Consider the following 15,751-nt stretch of genomic DNA (forward strand, 5'->3'; position numbering starts at 1 on the left):
GAGCGAGCGGGCCGGATCACGGGTGCGGACGGGTGCGCTGGGCGGGGAGCTTCGGCTCCGGCTCGGCGGGCCCGTCCGGGGCTCCCCGGCGGGCGATCTCGGCGAGGGCGTGGAACAGCACGTCGCCGAGGAGGACGGGCTCGCGCGAGGCGACGCGGGCCACGGGAGGGGCGGTCGGGAGCGGCTGGTCCCGAAGCTGGCGAGTGGGCATGGCTCTTCCTGCCGACGGGGAGGCTGTCTGCTCGGCCACGCGGGTCCTGCCCGGAGGGCGGAAGCCGGACACCCCCGCCCCGGTCGAATCGGCCGGAAACGACGCTTCCGGGGCCGAAAGAAGGCCGACCGGGGTCGGAGGACGGGTGACGGTCCCGCCGGTGACCGGTACCCCGCCGATGGGCGAAGATGGACCGGTGACCGAACCCCGCGCCCCCCGCCTGATCGCCACCGACCTGGACGGCACCCTGCTGTGCAGCGGCGGCACCGTCACCGACCGCACCGCCGACGCCCTCGCCGCGGCCGAGGCGGCCGGGGTGCGGGTGGTGTTCGTGACCGGGCGCCCGCCGCGCTGGATGCAGCAGGTCAGTCCGCACATCGGCGGGCACGGGGTGGCGATCTGCTCCAACGGCGGCGCGGTCGTCGACGTGCGGCGCGGCGAGCTGCTGGAGGCCTTCCCGCTGCCGGCGGAGACCGCCCTGGCCGTGGTCGCGATCCTGCGTGCCAAGCTGCCCGGCACGTCCTTCGCCTTCGAGTACCCGGCCGGGTTCGCCCGCGAGCCCGGGTACGAGGTGCCGATGTGGGGCGAGGACGTGGACCACCCGGTCGGCCCGGCGGAGCTGCTGCTGGGGCCGGGCGGGCCGGTGCGCGGCCTGTTCAAGCTGCTGGCCAAGCACCCGGACCTCGACCCGGACAAGCTGCTGGGCGAGGCCCGCGAGGCCGCCGGGCACCTGGCGGAGATCACCCGGTCCGCGCCGATCCCGCTGCTGGAGATCAGCGCGCCCGGCGTCACCAAGGCCAGCACGCTGGCCCGTTGGTGCGCCGGGCACGGCATCGACCGCGCCGAGGTGGTCGCCTTCGGCGACATGCCGAACGACCTGGAGATGCTGGACTGGGCCGGCACCGCGTACGCCGTCGCCAACGCGCACCCGCAGGTGCTGGCGGCGGTGCCGCTGCACACCGTGAGCAACGAGCAGGACGGCGTCGCCGCGGTGCTGGAGCGGATCCTCGGGCTCCCTCAGCCGAAGCGGCCGTTGACGTAGTCCGAGGTGCGCCGGTCGCGCGGGCTTCCAGGCGACGCCCACGCCGAGCGGCCGCCCGTCGGCCGCGCGCAGCGCTTTCGGCCGACGCGGCGGTCGTCCGCCCGCACGACGAACAGCCGGGGGCCGCGCCGCTCAGCGGCCATCGGGGCGTCTGAGCGACGCGGTCCGCCCCGGCCGTTCGCGCGCCGGCAGTTCGCGCTCGGGCGGCTCGCGCCCCGGCAGTTCGCGCGCCGGCTGCTTGGCGAGCAGCACGACGAAGCGGCGGAACGCGTTCTGGCAGGTGGCGTACCGCTCGTAGGCCCGGCTGGAGCGCACCTCGGGCAGGCTGCGGTAGCCGGGGACGACCCAGATCCATCCGATGCCGTCCCGGACGTGGGTGATGCGCGCGGTGAGTTCGGCGGCGCCGGCGCGCAGCCCTTCGAAGCCGCGCTCGGCCTCGCCGACCGTCTCGAAGGCGACCGGGGTGATGGCGACCACCCGCCCGTTGGGCGCCTTGAGCTGCCAGCGGTAGCGCCCGTCCGGCGCCCGCTCGGTGCGGAACCCCCCTCGGCTCGCTGGTCCTGCTGCGGCGTGACCGCGGCCCGACGCGTCCACTGCTCCCCCGTCCGGTTCCCCTCCGAGACGGAGCAAAGCTATGTGTGCACACGGACACGCCGGAAGGGGCGGACGCCGACAACTTACGCCGTTGGTCGGGAAGTTCTCCCTTGTTCAGCTATCACCAATCCACCACCGCCCCTCCCCCGTCGTCCCCGAACCGTTCGTGTTCCGGGTCCTCCCCCGGCCTCAGAGCCGGGACGTCCAGCGGACTCTCGTGCCCTTCCCGTACGGGCCGCCCTCGTGCCACGCGTCGCCGCCGAGGGCCTCGGCACGGCGGGTGAGGTTGAGGAGGCCGCTGCGCCGGCCGCCTGCGGGGATGCCGACGCCGTCGTCGGTGACGGTGAGCAGCACGCCGGGCCGGCCGCCGCGGTCGAGCGACTCCGGGTCGCCGCCGACCGGGTGCCCGGCGTCGTCGAGGTGGATGGTGGCGTCGATCTCCACGCCGACCCGGGAGGCCCGGGCGTGGCGGGCGGTGTTGGAGAGCATCTCCCTCAGCGCGGCCAGCAGTTGACGCCCGGTCTTGTCTCCGACGAGGCTCTCCACCGGCCCGACGAAGCTCACCGCGGGCTTGAAGCCGAGCGCCGCCGCGGCCTGGCTGGCCTCGCGCAGCACCCGGGTGCGCAGGGTGTCGGGGACGTCGCCGTGGTTGTCGTGCTGGAGCGCGTAGATGGTGGTGCGGACCTCCTGGATGGTGGCGTCGAGTTCGTCGACCGCCTTGCCGATCCCGACCTTCACCTCGGGCACGACGGAGCGGCGGGCGGCGCTCTCCAGGATCATCCCGGTGGCGAACAGCCGCTGGATCACGAGGTCGTGCAGGTCGCGGGCGATCCGGTCGCGGTCCTGGAAGACGGCGAGGCGCTGCTGGTCGCGCTGGCCCTCGGCGAGCCGCAGGGCCAGCGCGGCCTGCGAGGCGAAGGTCTCGGCGAGTTGCTTCTCGCTGTCGGTGAAGGGCAGTGCACCGCGCGGTCGCCAGACGCAGAGCCCACCGAGGACCCGGCCGGCGGCGACCATCGGGACGGCCATGGACGGGCCGAAGCTGCGGGCGAGCCGGATCACCACGGTCGGGTCGCTCGACATGTCGTCGAGGTGGACGCTCTCGCCGGCGAGCAGCCGGGTGGCGAAACTGTCCTTGGGCAGCAGCTCGCCGCGGACGAACTCGGCCGCCTCGCCGGACGCGTGGGCGACGCGCATCTGGGAGACGTCCTCGCCGTCGGCGGCGGTCGGCAGCAGGATCATGCCGAGCGACGCGTGCGCCAGCTCCCGCACCTGCTCGGCGGCGACCGTCAGCGCGACCTCGGCCTCGTCGGTGGAGAGCAGCGCCGTGGTGACGGCGGCGGCGCCGGCGATCCAGCGCTCGCGGCGCCGGCCCTCCTCGTACAGGCGGGAGTTCTCGATGGCGACGCCGGCCGCGGCGGCGAGCGCGTTCACCACCTGCTCGTCCTCGGGGGTGAAGGCGCCGCCGCCCTTCTTCTCCGTCAGGTAGAGGTTGCCGAACACCTCGTCGCGGACCCGGATCGGCTCGCCGAGGAAGGTCTTCATCTGCGGGTGGTGCGGCGGGAACCCGGAGGAACGCGGGTCGCTGCCGAGGTCTGCCAGGCGCAGCGGTTCGGGGCGGTCGATGAGCGCGCCGAGGATGCCGCGCCCGGCGGGCAGTTCGCCGATCTCGGCGGCGGTCGCGTCGTCGATGCCGACGTGGATGAAGTCGGCCAGGCCGTGCCCGCCGGGGGCGATCACGCCGAGGGCCGCGTACCGGGCGTCGACGAGTTCGGCGGCGCCGGTGGCGATGCGGTGCAGGGTGGCGTGCAGGTCGAGTCCTGCGCCGATGGAGACGACGGCCTCCAGCAGCCGCTGCATCCGGTCGGTGACGGCGGCGGCCGACTGGAGGCGTTCGGCGACCTCGGTGACCAGGGTGTCCAGGCCGAGCGAGGCGATCTCGGGCACCCGGTGGGGGGTGGGCTCCGGTGCGGCGGCGGGGAGGTCTGGCGTGGGGTCCATGAAGATGAGCCTAGTTTGTACGGTTTTCATCCGAAGGACGGCGCGACCGGGCGGCCGGTGGCGTGGCACTGGCGGGCCACCAGCAGCCCGTCCGCCTCCCGCTCCCGCCGCCACATCGCGTGCAGCCGCCCTTCGCCGTCCGCGAGCAGCTCCGACCAGCGGCCCCGCTCGGCCACCCGGCCGCCGTCCAGCACCAGCACCTCGTCCACGGTGTCGTCGTCCAGCCCGGCCAGCCGGTGGGTGATCAGGACGGTGGTGCGGCCGGCGGTGGCGGCGAGCAGGTCGGCGGTGAGCGCGTCGGCGGTGGACAGGTCGAGGTGTTCGGCGGGCTCGTCGAGGACGAGCACCGGGAAGTCGGCGAGCAGGGCCCGGGCGAGCGCGAGGCGCTGGCGCTGGCCTCCGGAGAGGCGGGCGCCGTGCTCGCCGACCATGGTGTCGAGGCCGTCCGGCAGGCCGTCCGTCCAGTCGAGCAGCCGGGCGGCGGCCAGGGCGGCGCGCAGTTCGTCCTCGTCCGCGCCCGGCCGGGCGAGGCGCAGGTTCTCCCGGAGCGAGCTGTCGAAGACGTGGGCGTCCTGCGCGCAGAGGCCGATCACCCGGCGGACGTCGTCGCCCGAGAGCGCGCGGCCGTCCACAGCCTGTGGACGGCCGGCGGCGAAGGTGACGCCGCCCGCACGTGGTTCCAGGAAGCGCAGCAGCGCCTGGGCGAGCGTGGTCTTGCCGGAGCCGGACGGGCCGACGACGGCGATCCGGCGCCCGGGCGCGAGGTCGAGGTCCACTCCGGACAGCGCGTCCTCGGTCCGGCCGGGGTGGCGGACCGCCAGGCCGCGCACGGCGATCGGCAGCGGCTGCGCGGGCAGCGCCGCCGGGTCGGCCGGCTCGGCGACCGCGGGCTCCGCCTCCAGTACCTCGTCCAGCCGGGCCCGCGCAGCGCGGCTGCGCTGGCGGGCCTGGACGGCGAGCGGCATCCCGGTGACGGCCTCGAACGCGGCGAGCGGGGTGAGCACGACGACGGCCAGGCAGACCGGCGCCAGCGCCCCGGCGTGCACGCCGCGCAGGCCGACGGCCGCGGCGGCGGTCACCGTCAGTCCGGCGAGCAGAGTGATCAGCCCGGTGCCGAGTGCGGTGGTGGCGGCCGAGCGGGCGGCCAGCCCGGTCAGCGCCGCGTCGGCCCTGCGGACGGCGGCGAGCCGGCCGGGCAGCGCGCCCGCGACGGTGAGTTCGGCGGTGCCGGAGAAGGCGTCGACGACGGCGGTGGTGAGCCGCCCCCGCGCCGGGGCCTGCCGACGCTCGGCGCCGGCCGACCAGCGAGCGGCCAGAGCCGGCACCACCGCGCCCGCGAGCAGCAGTCCGATGCCGAGGACGGCGCCGGCGGAGGGCAGGAAGGCGCCCATCGCGACGGCCGCGGCGAGCGACACGACGCCGGCGACGGCGGCGGGCAGTCGCCAGCGCAGGTAGTGGTCCTGGACCGCGTCGACGTCGGCGACCAGCCGGGAGAGCAGGTCGCCGCGCCGGAACGCGGGCAGTGCGGCCGGGGCGAGCACGGTGAGCCGCCGGTAGACGGCTGCGCGCAGCGTGCCGAGGGTGCGCAGCACGGCGTCGTGCGAGACGAGCCGTTCGGCGTACCGGAAGACGCTGCGGCCGATGCCGAACGCACGGACGGAGGTGACGGCCATCATCAGGTAGAGCACCGGCGGCATCTCGGAGGCGTACGAGATGAGGTAGCCCGAGGTGGCCATGAGGGCGACGGCGCAGCCGAGGGCGAGCGCGCCGAGCAGGATCGACAGCGCGAGCCGGGGCGCGGCGGTGCCGGCCGGGGTCTCGTCCTCGACGGCGGTCGCGGCCACCGGCCGACCGCTGTGGGCCGGGTGCGGGACGGCAGCGGCGGCGGCCGGAGCGGCGGCACCCGCCAGCCGCACCCGCTCGTCCGCGACGGCCAGCAGCGCGGGCCGGTGGGCCACCACCAGGACCGTGCGCGCCGGGTCCTCGGCGAGCGCCCGGACGGCGTCCACGACGGCCGCTTCGGAGGCGCCGTCCAGGTTGGCGGTCGGCTCGTCGAGCAGCACCAGCGGGCGGTCGTCGGCGAGCAGCACGCGGGCGAGCGCGATCCGCTGCCGCTGCCCGGCGGAGAGCCCGGCGCCGTCCTCGCCGAGGACGGCGTCCAGGTCCGTCACGAAGTCCAGTGCGTGCGCGGACCGCAGCGCCGTCCACAGCTCGGCGTCGCTCGCCTCCGGCCGGTGCAGGCGCAGGTTCTCGGCGACCGTCCCGGCGAACAGGTGGGGGTGCTGCGGCACCCAGGCGATCTGCCGCCGCCAGGTGGCCGGGTCGAGCTCGGCCAGGTCGTACGTGCGGCCGTCGGCGGCGGTGATCCGGACGGTGCCGGCGTCCGGCGCGGTGAGGCCGAGCAGGACGGACACCAGGGTCGACTTGCCGGCCCCGCTCGGTCCGGTGAGGGCGACGGTGGCGCCCGGACGCAACGTCAGCCCGGCGCCGTCCAGCGCGGGCTCCGTCCGCCCGGGGTGCCGCACGACCAGGCCGTCCGCCGTCACCGTCGCGCCGGCGAGCGCGGGGGCCGGGACGACCCCGGCGGCGGGCAGCGGCGTCTCCAGCACCTCGAAGATCTCGTCCGCCGCCGTCAGCCCCTCCACGCTGGAGTGGTACAGCGCGCCGACCTGGCGGATCGGGAAGTACACCTCGGGAGCGAGGACGAGGACCAGCAGCCCGGTCTCCAGGTCGAGCGTGCCGTCCACCAGCCGGAAGCCGATGGACACCGCGACCAGCGCGACCGACAGCGTGGAGAGCAGCTCCAGCGCGAACGAGGAGATGAACGCGATCCGCAGCGTGCGCAGGGTCGCCCGGCGGTAGTCGGCGGTGATCCGGGCGATCGTGGCGGCCTGCGCGCGCGCCCGGTTGAACACCTTGAGGGTGGGCAGGCCGGCCACCACGTCGAGGAAGTGGTGCGAGAGCCGGGCGAGGGTCTGCCACTGCCGGTCCATCCGGGACTGGGTGGCCATCCCGATCAGCACCATGAACAGCGGGATCAGCGGCAGCGTGCCGGCGATGATCGCGGCCGAGGTGAAGTCGGCCCCGGCGATCCGCAGCAGCACGATCACCGGAACGGCCACCGCGAGCGCCAACTGCGGGAGGTAGCGCGCGAAGTAGTCGTCGAGGGCGTCGACGCCGCGGGTCGCGAGGGTGGTGAGCTCGCCGGTGCGCCGGCCCGCCAGGTAGGCCGGGCCGAGCGCGGTGGCGTGGTCGAGCAGCCGGCGCCGCAGGGTGGACTTCACCCGGGCGACGGACCGGTGCGCGGTGAGCTCGGTGAGCCAGCCGACCAGCCCCCGTCCGACGGCGGTCAGGGCGAGCAGCACCAGGGGGGTGGTGAGCTCCCCGGGCGTCGCCCTGTCCTGGAAGCCGCGCACGACGATCCCGGCGAGCAGGCTCGCCTGCGCGACGACCAGGACGGCGCCCGCCGCGCCGAGGAGCACGGATCCGGCGAGGAAGGCCCGGGTGGTGCGGGCGTGCCCGAGGAGTCGCGGGTCGACCGGCCTCATGTCAGTGCCCGGCCGGGATGTGCTGGACGCCGATGCGCTTGCGGAACACCCAGTACGTCCAGCCCTGGTAGAGCAGCACGAGCGGGGTGAACACGGCCGCGACGACCGTCATCAGCTTCAGCGTGTACGGCGAGGACGCGGCGTTGGTGACGGTCAGGCTCCACTCGGGTTGCAGCGTCGACGGCATGACGTTCGGGAAGAGCGCCAGGAAGAGCGTCGCCACGGCGGCTACGACCGTCGTCCCGGAGAGGACGAACGCCCATCCCTCACGGCCGAGTTGGTTGGCCACCAAGGCGCCGACCAGGGCCAGCACGGCGATCACCAGGGCCACCAGGCTCCGGCCGTTGCCGCTGTCGGCCTGGGTCCAGAGCAGGAAGGCGAGCGCCAGCACCGCCGTCACCGTCCCGACCAGGAGCGCGGCCCGGCGCGCCCGCAGCCGGATCTCGCCGACCGTCTTCAGCGCGGCGAACACCGCGCCGTGGAAGGTGAAGAGGCTGAGCGTCACCAGACCGCCGAGCAGCGCGTACGGGTTGAGGAGGTCCCAGAAGGTGCCGACGTAGTTCTTCTGCGCGTCGATGTCCACGCCCCGCACGATGTTGGCGAAGGCCACGCCCCACAGGAAGGCCGGGATCAGCGAGGTCCAGAAGATGGCCTCCTCCCAGTTCCGCTGCCAGCGCTCGCCGTCGCGCTTGGCCCGGTACTCGAAGGCCACGCCGCGCACGATCAGGCAGACCAGGATGGCCAGCAGCGGGATGTAGAAGCCGCTGAACAGCGTCGCGTACCAGTCGGGGAAGGCCGCGAAGGTCGCGCCGCCGGCGGTCAGCAGCCAGACCTCGTTGCCGTCCCACACCGGGCCGATCGTGTTGATCAGCACCCGCCGCTCGGCGGTGGTCCTGGCCAGCGGCTTGGTGAGCACGCCGATCCCGAAGTCGAAGCCCTCCAGGAAGAAGTAGCCGATCCACAGGACGGCGATCAGGACGAACCAGACGTCGTGGAGTTGCATGTCAGATCCCCTGTGGTGCTCAGTAGGCGAACGCGAGCGGCTTGTCGGCGTCCTCGTCCGCGGACGGTCCGCGCAGGGACGGGTCCACGGTCGGCGGCTGCTCGGACACCACCGGACCGGCCTTGGCGTACTTGACCAGCAGCCGGACCTCGATGACGGCGAGGATCGCGTACAGCGTGGTGAAGGTGACGAGGGCCCCGACCTGGGTGCCGACGCTCACGTTGGGGGAGACCGCACTGGCCGTGGTCATCAGGCCGAACACGGCCCAGGGCTGGCGGCCCATCTCGGTGAAGATCCAGCCGAAGCTGTTGGCGATCAGCGGGAAGCCCATGGTCAGGATGCCGATCCGCCAGCTCCACTTGGTGAGCAGCGGGCCCAGCTCGCGCTTCGGGGTTAGCATCAGCCGCGGCACCTCGGTGTCGCCGGTGCGGAAGTCGGGGTGCAGGAGGAATCTGCGCCGGGTGGTCCAGAGCCCGACCAGGCCGGCCACGAAGGAGGTCATCCCGAAGCCGATCATGAGGCGGAAGCCCCAGAAGGTCATGAAGATGCTCGGGATGTAGTCCTTCGGATCGCCGCCGTACTTGGCTGCCTCGGCGGCCGCGGTGTCGTTGATGCCGGGGACGGAGGAGCTGAAGTCGCTGTGCGCGAGGAAGGAGAGTATCCCCGGGATCTCCAGCTCGACCGAGTTGTGGCCCTTGCTGACGTCACCGATCGCGAAGACCGAGAACGGCGCCGGCGACTGGGTGTCCCACAGCGCCTCGGCGGCGGCCATCTTCATCGGCTGCTGCTCGAACATCACCTTGCCGAGCGAGTCGCCGCTGATCGCGGTGCCCAGGCCGAAGACGACGGCCAGCACCAGGCCGAGTCGCAGCGAAGTGCGCATCACGGCGGTCTTCCTGGGGTCCGCGGTCTCCGGCTTGCGCTTGGCCTTCCAGAGGTGGAAGGAGGCGATGCCGACCATGAAGGCCGCGCCGGTGAGGAAGGCGGCGGTCAGGGTGTGCGCGACGACGGTGAGGGTGGTGTTCTGGAACAGCACCTTGGTGATGTCGGTGAGCTGCGCCTTGCCGGTGACCGGGTCGACCACGTAGCCGACCGGGTGCTGCATCCAGGAGTTGGCGGCGAGGATGAAGTAGGCGGAGAGCACCGTACCGAGGGCGACCATCCACATGCAGGCGCAGTGGATCCTCTTCGGCAGCTTGTCCCAGCCGAAGATCCACAGGCCGATGAACGTGGACTCGAAGAAGAAGGCGATCAGCGCCTCCATCGCGAGCGGGGCCCCGAAGACGTCGCCCACGAACCGGGAGTAGTCCGACCAGTTCATCCCGAACTGGAACTCCTGGACGATCCCGGTGACCACGCCCATCGCGATGTTGATCAGGAAGAGCTTCCCCCAGAACTTCGTGGCGTGGAAGTACTTCTCCTTGTTCGTCCGCACCCAGGCGGTCTCCAGCCCGGCCACGACGGCGGCCAGGCTGATGGTGAGCGGGACGAAGAGGAAGTGGTAGACGGTGGTGATGCCGAATTGCCATCTGGCGATGGTTTCGTGAGCGATTGCCAGTTCCACGTCGCCCTCTCTCCAACCTGCCCTTTCGGGCACATTCAGGACAAACTTCTTCTATAGCCGTAGACCGCTGCCTAACCACGCAAGCTTGTCCGCTTGTGAACGTGAACACGTTCACAAGGGCCAGTATCCATCATCCTTACGGGGGGTCCTCACGCGGGGTTGGGTCTGACCAGGGCGAAGGCCTGCAAGGCGGTGCGCACAGTCTGCGGAGCCGCCCGCGGCAGCGACAACGAACGCTCGGGCGGATCCGGTGATCGTCTTGGACGACCCGGCACTTGACACGGCCGCCCCTTCGGTGCCGCCTCCACCGCGGCGGGCTCCCGGCCGTCGCGCGTGAGCAACCCCGCCGACGGCCGCGCGGGATCCGGCCCCGGGTCCGGCCCCTAAGCCCTGCGCCTCCCGCTCGGGGGCGGCCCGCCGGTGGCAGCCGATCGCAGGAGGCGCTACGGACGGCCGAGGAGGTGGGTGCCCGGAGTGGAGGCGGCGCGGGCGGTGAAGAAGGCGGTGAAGCCGTGCAGGAACTCGTCGAGGGTGATCCGGCCGTCCCCGTCGGTGTCCAGCCGGCGGAAGCCGTGGGAGAGCTCGGCCGGGTGGACGCGGGGGCCGCCGAAGACGGCGCGGTACTCGTCGGCGTCCAGGTGGCCGTCACCGTCGGTGTCGGCGGCGGTGAAGACGGCGCGCAACGCGGGCAGCAGGCCGGCCTCCAGGTAGGCGGGGTCGCGGTCGCAGCCGGCGATGGTGGCGGCGACGAACTCCTCGCGGCTCACCTCGCCGTCGCCGTCGGCGTCCATGCTCTCGCGCAGCTGCTCCCACCAGCCCTCGAAGGCCGTGTGGACGGCGGCCTCGCCGGCGTCGTCGAGCTCCAGCTGCCAGCACACGTTGTGGGCCATCGCCCGCAGGTCGTGCACCGTGAGCCGGCCGTCGCCGGTCTGGTCGAGCACCTCGCGGAAGAACCGGTCCAGCCGGGGCCGGCGGGCGTCCCGCCGCGTCGGGCGCCATCGGGACGGCGGGCGCTGCTCCGGGGGACGGTAGCGCAGGTGGTCCGGCAGACGGCGCAGGACGCCCCCGGCGCCGCGGTGCAGCAGCCGGGACAGCAGGGCGGCACGGCGGGTGCGGACCAGACCGAGACGCTCCCGGACGACGGGCGGCAGGTCGGCGACCGTCAGCGCCGTCACCGCCCGGGCCACCACCGCCCGCACCGCGCGCCAGCCCGCGTCCCCGAGGAACCGGAGCCGGCGCGGCCGGGGCGCCTCGCGCAGGATGTCGAACAGCAGGTAGCGGGCGGACTCGGTGAACTCCAGCTGCTCGCGGGCGACTTTGACGAAGTACCCGGGCAGGTCGGCTGCGGACCGTGGAAGTTCACCGTCCGGAAGACCGAACGCCGCGACGGCCTCGACGAACTCGCGGTACGCCTGGTCGAGTTCGCCGCGGTCGTACGGATCACCTCCCAGCTCCCGCATGGTGACGACGGCCTCGAAGAGCGTCAGCAGCACCCACGCCCTGGTCGCCGCGTCCTTCGCGTCGTACGCACGCCCGTCCGCGTCCGTCCCGCGGATCCGCTTGTGCGCCCGCTCCAGCCGCGCGATCTCCCGCCGGAGCGCGTCGGCGTCCTGGTGGAACAGCCGCCGCCCGCTCCCCAGCGTGTGCTCCACCCGCCGCCACGGATGCGCGCGGTACGTCGAGTGCTCGTCCATCCCCGCCCCGACCACCGGATGCGCCGCCTGCAACACCAGCAGTCGCCACGCGACCAGCGCCACCCGCCACTCGGCCAAGTCCCGCCGAAACCCCACCGCCACCCGCCCCTTCAGCTCTTCCGGTCCCCGCGACCGCCTCTACCGAGCCGCTGGAACCGTCGCACTCGACCGGGGCAGGGGCCCGGGGAACAGCCTGGATTCACCCGATCGGGGTCAGGAGGCCGTGGTCGTCGGGAGCTCGACGCGGAAGGTGGCGCCGGCGCCCGGGGAGGTTTCGAGGGTCAGGGTGCCGCCGTGGGCGTGGGTGAGGGCGGTGGCGATGGCGAGGCCGAGGCCGGCCCCGCCGCCGTCGTGGCGGCTGCGGGAAGGGTCGACGCGGTAGAAGCGCTCGAAGACCTGGAGGGCCTGGTCCTCGGTGAGCCCCGGGCCGGCGTCGGCGACCTCCAGGAGGCAGACGCCGCCGGGGGCCCCGCCGACGCCGATCCGGACGGGGGTGCCGGGCGGGGTGTGCTTGACGGCGTTGCCGACCAGGTTGGTGACGACCTGGCGCAGCCGCGCCTCGTCGCCGAGGACGGGGGCCGCGCCGGGGGCACCCGTCCCGGCCGGGCCGGTGAGGGCGACCGGGCGGGTCGGGTCGAGGGCGGTGAGGTCGTGGAGGGCGTCGGCGGCGAGGGTGCGCAGGTCCATCGGGGCGAGGTCGAGCGGGCGTTCCTCGTCGAGCCGGGCGAGCACCAGGAGGTCCTCGACGAGGGCGCCCATGCGCACGGCCTCGCTCTCGATCCGGGTCATGGTGCGCCGCACGTCCTCCTCGGTGGGCAGCGCGCCCATCCGGTACAGCTCGGTGAAGCCGCGGATGCCGGCCAGCGGGGTGCGCAGTTCGTGCGAGGCGTCGGCGATGAACCGCCGCATGCGGGCCTCGGACTCGGCGCGCGCGGCGAACGCGGCCTCGATCTGGGTGAGCATCCCGTTGAGCGCGATGGACAGCCGCCCGACCTCGGTGCGGCGGGAGGGTCCGGGCATGCGGTGGGAGAGCTCGCCGGCGGCGATCCGGGCCGCGCCGGCCTCGATGCGCCGCAACGGGCGCAGCCCGGTGCGGACGGCGAAGAAGCCGAGGGCGGCGATGAGGACGAACACGGCGCCGCCGATGGCGAGGAAGGAGGTGCGGAGCTTTCCGATGGTCGCGTCGATGTCCTCGCGGGAGACGGCCACCATCAGGTAGGTCGGGGTGACGAGCGGCGACGCGTAGGGGCTGGCGACCGTCCCGGGGCCGGCCGCCTTGGCCGGCTGGAGCGGCAGGACGAGCACCCGCCAGCTGCGGTGGCCGCGCTGGTCGGGCAGGTCGAAGGGCACGTCGGGGGCGGTGGCGGCCGGGTCCAGGCCGGCCAGCTGGGGCGCCGGGTCGCTGTCGGAGACGGGCTGGCGCATGACGCCCTGCACCTTGCCGTCGGAGGTGAGGTACTGCACCAGGTACTGGCTGGGCAGGCCCTGCCCGCGCCGCCCGTTGACGGTCGGCCGTCCCCCGGCGTCGGGCGGGCTGAGCTTGCCCGGCGACCGGTGGGACAGCGGCAGCCCGAAGCGCTGGAGCTGCTGGTCGAGCTGCTCGACCAGCTGCATCCGGACGGTGCCGAGCACGATGGTGTCGCTGACCACGAGTCCGGTGGTGACGAGGGCGAGTACGAGCACGAGCAGCCGGGCGCGCAGCGAGAGCTGGGAGGTGAAGCGGGTCGGCACGGGCGGGGCCGGTCAGCCCTGCGGGGGCCGGCGCAGGGCGTAGCCGATGCCGCGCACGGTGTGGATCAGCTTGGGGCCGTGGGCGGGGCCGGAGTCGAGCTTGCGGCGCAGGTAGGAGATGTAGGACTCGACGATGGAGAGGTCGCCGCCGAAGTCGTAGGCCCACACGTGGTCGAGGATCTGGGCCTTGGAGACGACCCGGCCGACGTTGGCCATCAGGTAGTGCAGCAGCTTGAACTCGGTCGGCGAGAGCGAGACCGGGATGCCGCCGCGGGTGACCTCGTGGGCGACGGGGTCGAGGCTGAGGTCGGCGACGATCAGTCGGCCGTCCTCGGCGGGGCCGCCGGCCCGGCGCAGGATGGCGCGGATCCGGGCGATCAGCTCTTCGAGGCTGAACGGCTTGGTGACGTAGTCGTCGGCGCCCGCGGCGAGGCCCTGGACCTTGTCGCCGACGCCGTCCTTGGCGGTGAGGAAGAGCACCGGGAGGTGGTCGCCGGGGTGGCCGTGGGCGGGCCCGGCGATCTGGCCGCGGCTGGTCTGCTCGCGCAGCTTCTCGACGACGGTGAAGCCGTCGAGGTCGGGGAGCATGACGTCGAGGACGACGAGGTCGGGGCGCTCGTCGGCGATCAGCCGCAGGGCCTCGGTGCCGGTCGCGGCGGAGGCGACCCGGAAGCCGGAGAACCGCAGGGAGGCGGAGAGCAGTTCACGGATGTTGGGCTCGTCGTCGACGACGAGGAGGAAGGCCTCACCCGGCCCGCCGGCCACGGCGGAGCCGCCTGGCGTGGTCACAGTGCCTTGCACGGGGGTTTCGCCTCCCGGTCGGACGATGGCGTTCAGCATGAGGCTAGCCCCCGGAGGCTATGCGGCATGGATGAATGTTGGATTAACACCTTATCGGTCGGTTTTTGGCCGACAGGCCCACGGCGACGGGCTGGATGGTGTGCGTACTGGCGGGTAGGGCGGATCGCGGCCGGGCGGAACCCGTGCCGGGGCCGCCCCCGATCACGACGGCCGGACTGCCCGGACCGTGGCATAGGGCCACTGGGTCGAGAGGAGGAGCGGTACGAATCCGTTGGTGGAATCCCCGGTGCTCTCCTGGCTGCCGACCTCCAGCGGGCTGCACGGCCCTTCCTTGCCCTTGGACGGCGGATGGACCGTGTTGTCCGCCACGTTGCGCCACTGCTCGGCATCGACACCCCGCATGAGCGGGTCGTTCAGGAAACCCGGTGGCCAGCAGGTCCGTTCGTTGGCCTGCGCGCCGGCGAGCGTGCCTATCACGGTCGTGTCGCTCCAGCTGAAGTCCGCGTCCTGGAGCAGGGCACCTTCGAACTTGGCCCCCCTGAGTTCGGCCGCCGTGACGCGCGCTCCGATCAGGTCCGCGTTCCTGAGGTCCGCACCGGTGAAGTCGGCTCCCCGGAGATCGGCGTCGCGGAACTCGAAGTCGGTGAGGTCCTGGTGACTGAAATCCGCGTCCCGCAGGCTCTTGCCGCTGAAGTTCAGTCCCTTGATCGAATGGGCGTGGGAGTCGAACCCGGGGATGGTGGAGGCGATCGCCACGTCCGCCCGCCAGGCCGCCGCCTCCTCCGACTTCCCGATGGCCTGCTGGAGGAACATCACCGACAGCCCGACGGCGAATCCGGCGATCAGACCACCACCCACCCCGGAGAGCACGCTGCTTTCGGCCTGGCTGTCCCCCGTCAGCGTGGGGTGCGCTGCCAGCCGCCAGGCGAGAGCGGCGAGGAACACTCCCACGAGTACCAGGATTCCAACCAGAATCCACTGCCAAGGACTGATTCCGGGCATGGGAGAACCACATTCTGCGCACTACACGACCGGGCGCGCGGCCGACTGGAACCGGGGCACGACCTGCGCCCCGCAGACCTCACTTTCCACCGATACCAGCCCCCACCGGTTCCCGCCACCGCGGGTCGGCCGGCGAACCTCATGAGGTGCGGATCGACGCCACAGGTGTCGCTCGCGGTCCATCGCCCGTCTCTCAAAGCCTCCGGTTGAACGAGTTTCCGTCCGGGGCCGGGTAGCGCACTGCCCGTCCGCCCCCGCCGTGATGGCGAACCACATGCGGCGGGAGCGGTTGTGGTCGAGCCAGGAGCAGCGCGCGGCCTCGAGCACTCTGCTCGTCGTCGGCGCCGTCCTCCTCGCCCTCCTCGCGATCGCGATCGTCACCGTCGCCCTCGGCGTCGTCGCGACCTGAGGATCAAACGTCCGGACGACGGCGAGGTTCAACACGCACGAAGGCCCCCGCCCGACGACGGCGGTTTCTAGGGGTCGTTGCAACACGTGGTCGGTTGTCTAGGCCGCGATGAGTTTATGCAGACGCTCGGCTGGGGTTTCCCAGCCGAGCGTTT

The 15,751-nt window shown here is 73.3% G+C and carries 12 protein-coding genes; 2 read left to right on the forward strand and 10 right to left on the reverse strand.

The window, feature by feature from the left end; translation table 11 throughout:
• Positions 1 to 16: 16 nt before the first annotated feature.
• On the reverse strand, positions 17 to 211 hold the full coding sequence (locus AB0C76_RS23535) for a hypothetical protein (protein WP_359968736.1): 195 nt from the start codon (positions 209 to 211) through the stop codon (positions 17 to 19).
• A 178-nt stretch (positions 212 to 389) separates the two neighbouring features.
• On the opposite strand from AB0C76_RS23535, the gene AB0C76_RS23540 reads away from it, so the two are divergent.
• Positions 390 to 1,253 (forward strand): HAD family hydrolase, encoded by an 864-nt coding sequence (locus tag AB0C76_RS23540; RefSeq protein WP_359968768.1) that lies wholly within the window; start codon positions 390 to 392, stop codon positions 1,251 to 1,253.
• A gap of 132 nt (positions 1,254 to 1,385) precedes the next feature.
• Here the strand turns inward: AB0C76_RS23540 and AB0C76_RS23545 are convergent, their stop codons facing one another.
• The 9 genes from AB0C76_RS23545 to AB0C76_RS23585 form a co-directional block, all read right to left on the reverse strand.
• Positions 1,386 to 1,847, reverse strand: a complete 462-nt coding sequence (locus AB0C76_RS23545; protein ID WP_359968739.1) for a hypothetical protein — start codon at positions 1,845 to 1,847, stop codon at positions 1,386 to 1,388.
• A 189-nt stretch (positions 1,848 to 2,036) separates the two neighbouring features.
• Positions 2,037 to 3,845 (reverse strand): GAF domain-containing protein, encoded by a 1,809-nt coding sequence (locus AB0C76_RS23550; protein ID WP_359968742.1) that lies wholly within the window; start codon positions 3,843 to 3,845, stop codon positions 2,037 to 2,039.
• A 26-nt stretch (positions 3,846 to 3,871) separates the two neighbouring features.
• Positions 3,872 to 7,393, reverse strand: a complete 3,522-nt coding sequence (cydD, locus tag AB0C76_RS23555; protein ID WP_359968745.1) for a thiol reductant ABC exporter subunit CydD — start codon at positions 7,391 to 7,393, stop codon at positions 3,872 to 3,874.
• 1 nt (position 7,394) lies between these two features.
• The gene (cydB, locus tag AB0C76_RS23560; protein ID WP_359968748.1) at positions 7,395 to 8,396 is read right to left on the reverse strand and encodes a cytochrome d ubiquinol oxidase subunit II; all 1,002 of its coding nucleotides are present in this window, start codon (positions 8,394 to 8,396) and stop codon (positions 7,395 to 7,397) included.
• Positions 8,397 to 8,415: 19 nt separating this feature from the next.
• Positions 8,416 to 9,960: a cytochrome ubiquinol oxidase subunit I gene (locus AB0C76_RS23565; RefSeq protein ID WP_359968751.1), complete on the reverse strand. Its 1,545-nt coding sequence runs from the start codon at positions 9,958 to 9,960 to the stop codon at positions 8,416 to 8,418.
• 443 nt (positions 9,961 to 10,403) lie between these two features.
• Positions 10,404 to 11,732 carry an EF-hand domain-containing protein gene (locus tag AB0C76_RS23570; protein WP_359968754.1) on the reverse strand — a complete coding sequence of 443 codons (1,329 nt, stop codon included), beginning with the start codon at positions 11,730 to 11,732 and terminating at the stop codon, positions 10,404 to 10,406.
• A 135-nt stretch (positions 11,733 to 11,867) separates the two neighbouring features.
• Entirely contained in the window at positions 11,868 to 13,385 is a 1,518-nt protein-coding gene (locus tag AB0C76_RS23575; RefSeq protein WP_359968757.1) for a HAMP domain-containing sensor histidine kinase, read from the reverse strand.
• Positions 13,386 to 13,397: 12 nt separating this feature from the next.
• A complete protein-coding gene (locus AB0C76_RS23580; protein ID WP_329928966.1) occupies positions 13,398 to 14,186 on the reverse strand; it encodes a response regulator transcription factor in 789 nt (262 codons plus the stop codon).
• A 201-nt stretch (positions 14,187 to 14,387) separates the two neighbouring features.
• On the reverse strand, positions 14,388 to 15,188 hold the full coding sequence (locus AB0C76_RS23585; protein WP_359968760.1) for a pentapeptide repeat-containing protein: 801 nt from the start codon (positions 15,186 to 15,188) through the stop codon (positions 14,388 to 14,390).
• A gap of 262 nt (positions 15,189 to 15,450) precedes the next feature.
• On the opposite strand from AB0C76_RS23585, the gene AB0C76_RS23590 reads away from it, so the two are divergent.
• On the forward strand, positions 15,451 to 15,597 hold the full coding sequence (locus tag AB0C76_RS23590; protein ID WP_359968762.1) for a hypothetical protein: 147 nt from the start codon (positions 15,451 to 15,453) through the stop codon (positions 15,595 to 15,597).
• Positions 15,598 to 15,751 lie beyond the last annotated feature (154 nt).

This window comes from Kitasatospora sp. NPDC048722 (assembly GCF_040650235.1).
In the GTDB taxonomy this organism is placed as follows: domain Bacteria; phylum Actinomycetota; class Actinomycetes; order Streptomycetales; family Streptomycetaceae; genus Kitasatospora.

Bases quoted from the DNA above. Each gene is read 5' to 3' on its own strand.
- AB0C76_RS23590 (WP_359968762.1), top strand. From the start codon at position 15,451: ATGGCGAACCACATGCGGCGGGAGCGGTTGTGGTCGAGCCAGGAGCAG.
- cydD (WP_359968745.1), bottom strand. From the start codon at position 7,393: ATGAGGCCGGTCGACCCGCGACTCCTCGGGCACGCCCGCACCACCCGG.
- AB0C76_RS23585 (WP_359968760.1), bottom strand. From the start codon at position 15,188: ATGCCCGGAATCAGTCCTTGGCAGTGGATTCTGGTTGGAATCCTGGTA.
- AB0C76_RS23535 (WP_359968736.1), bottom strand. From the start codon at position 211: ATGCCCACTCGCCAGCTTCGGGACCAGCCGCTCCCGACCGCCCCTCCC.
- AB0C76_RS23540 (WP_359968768.1), top strand. From the start codon at position 390: ATGGGCGAAGATGGACCGGTGACCGAACCCCGCGCCCCCCGCCTGATC.
- cydB (WP_359968748.1), bottom strand. From the start codon at position 8,396: ATGCAACTCCACGACGTCTGGTTCGTCCTGATCGCCGTCCTGTGGATC.
- AB0C76_RS23550 (WP_359968742.1), bottom strand. From the start codon at position 3,845: ATGGACCCCACGCCAGACCTCCCCGCCGCCGCACCGGAGCCCACCCCC.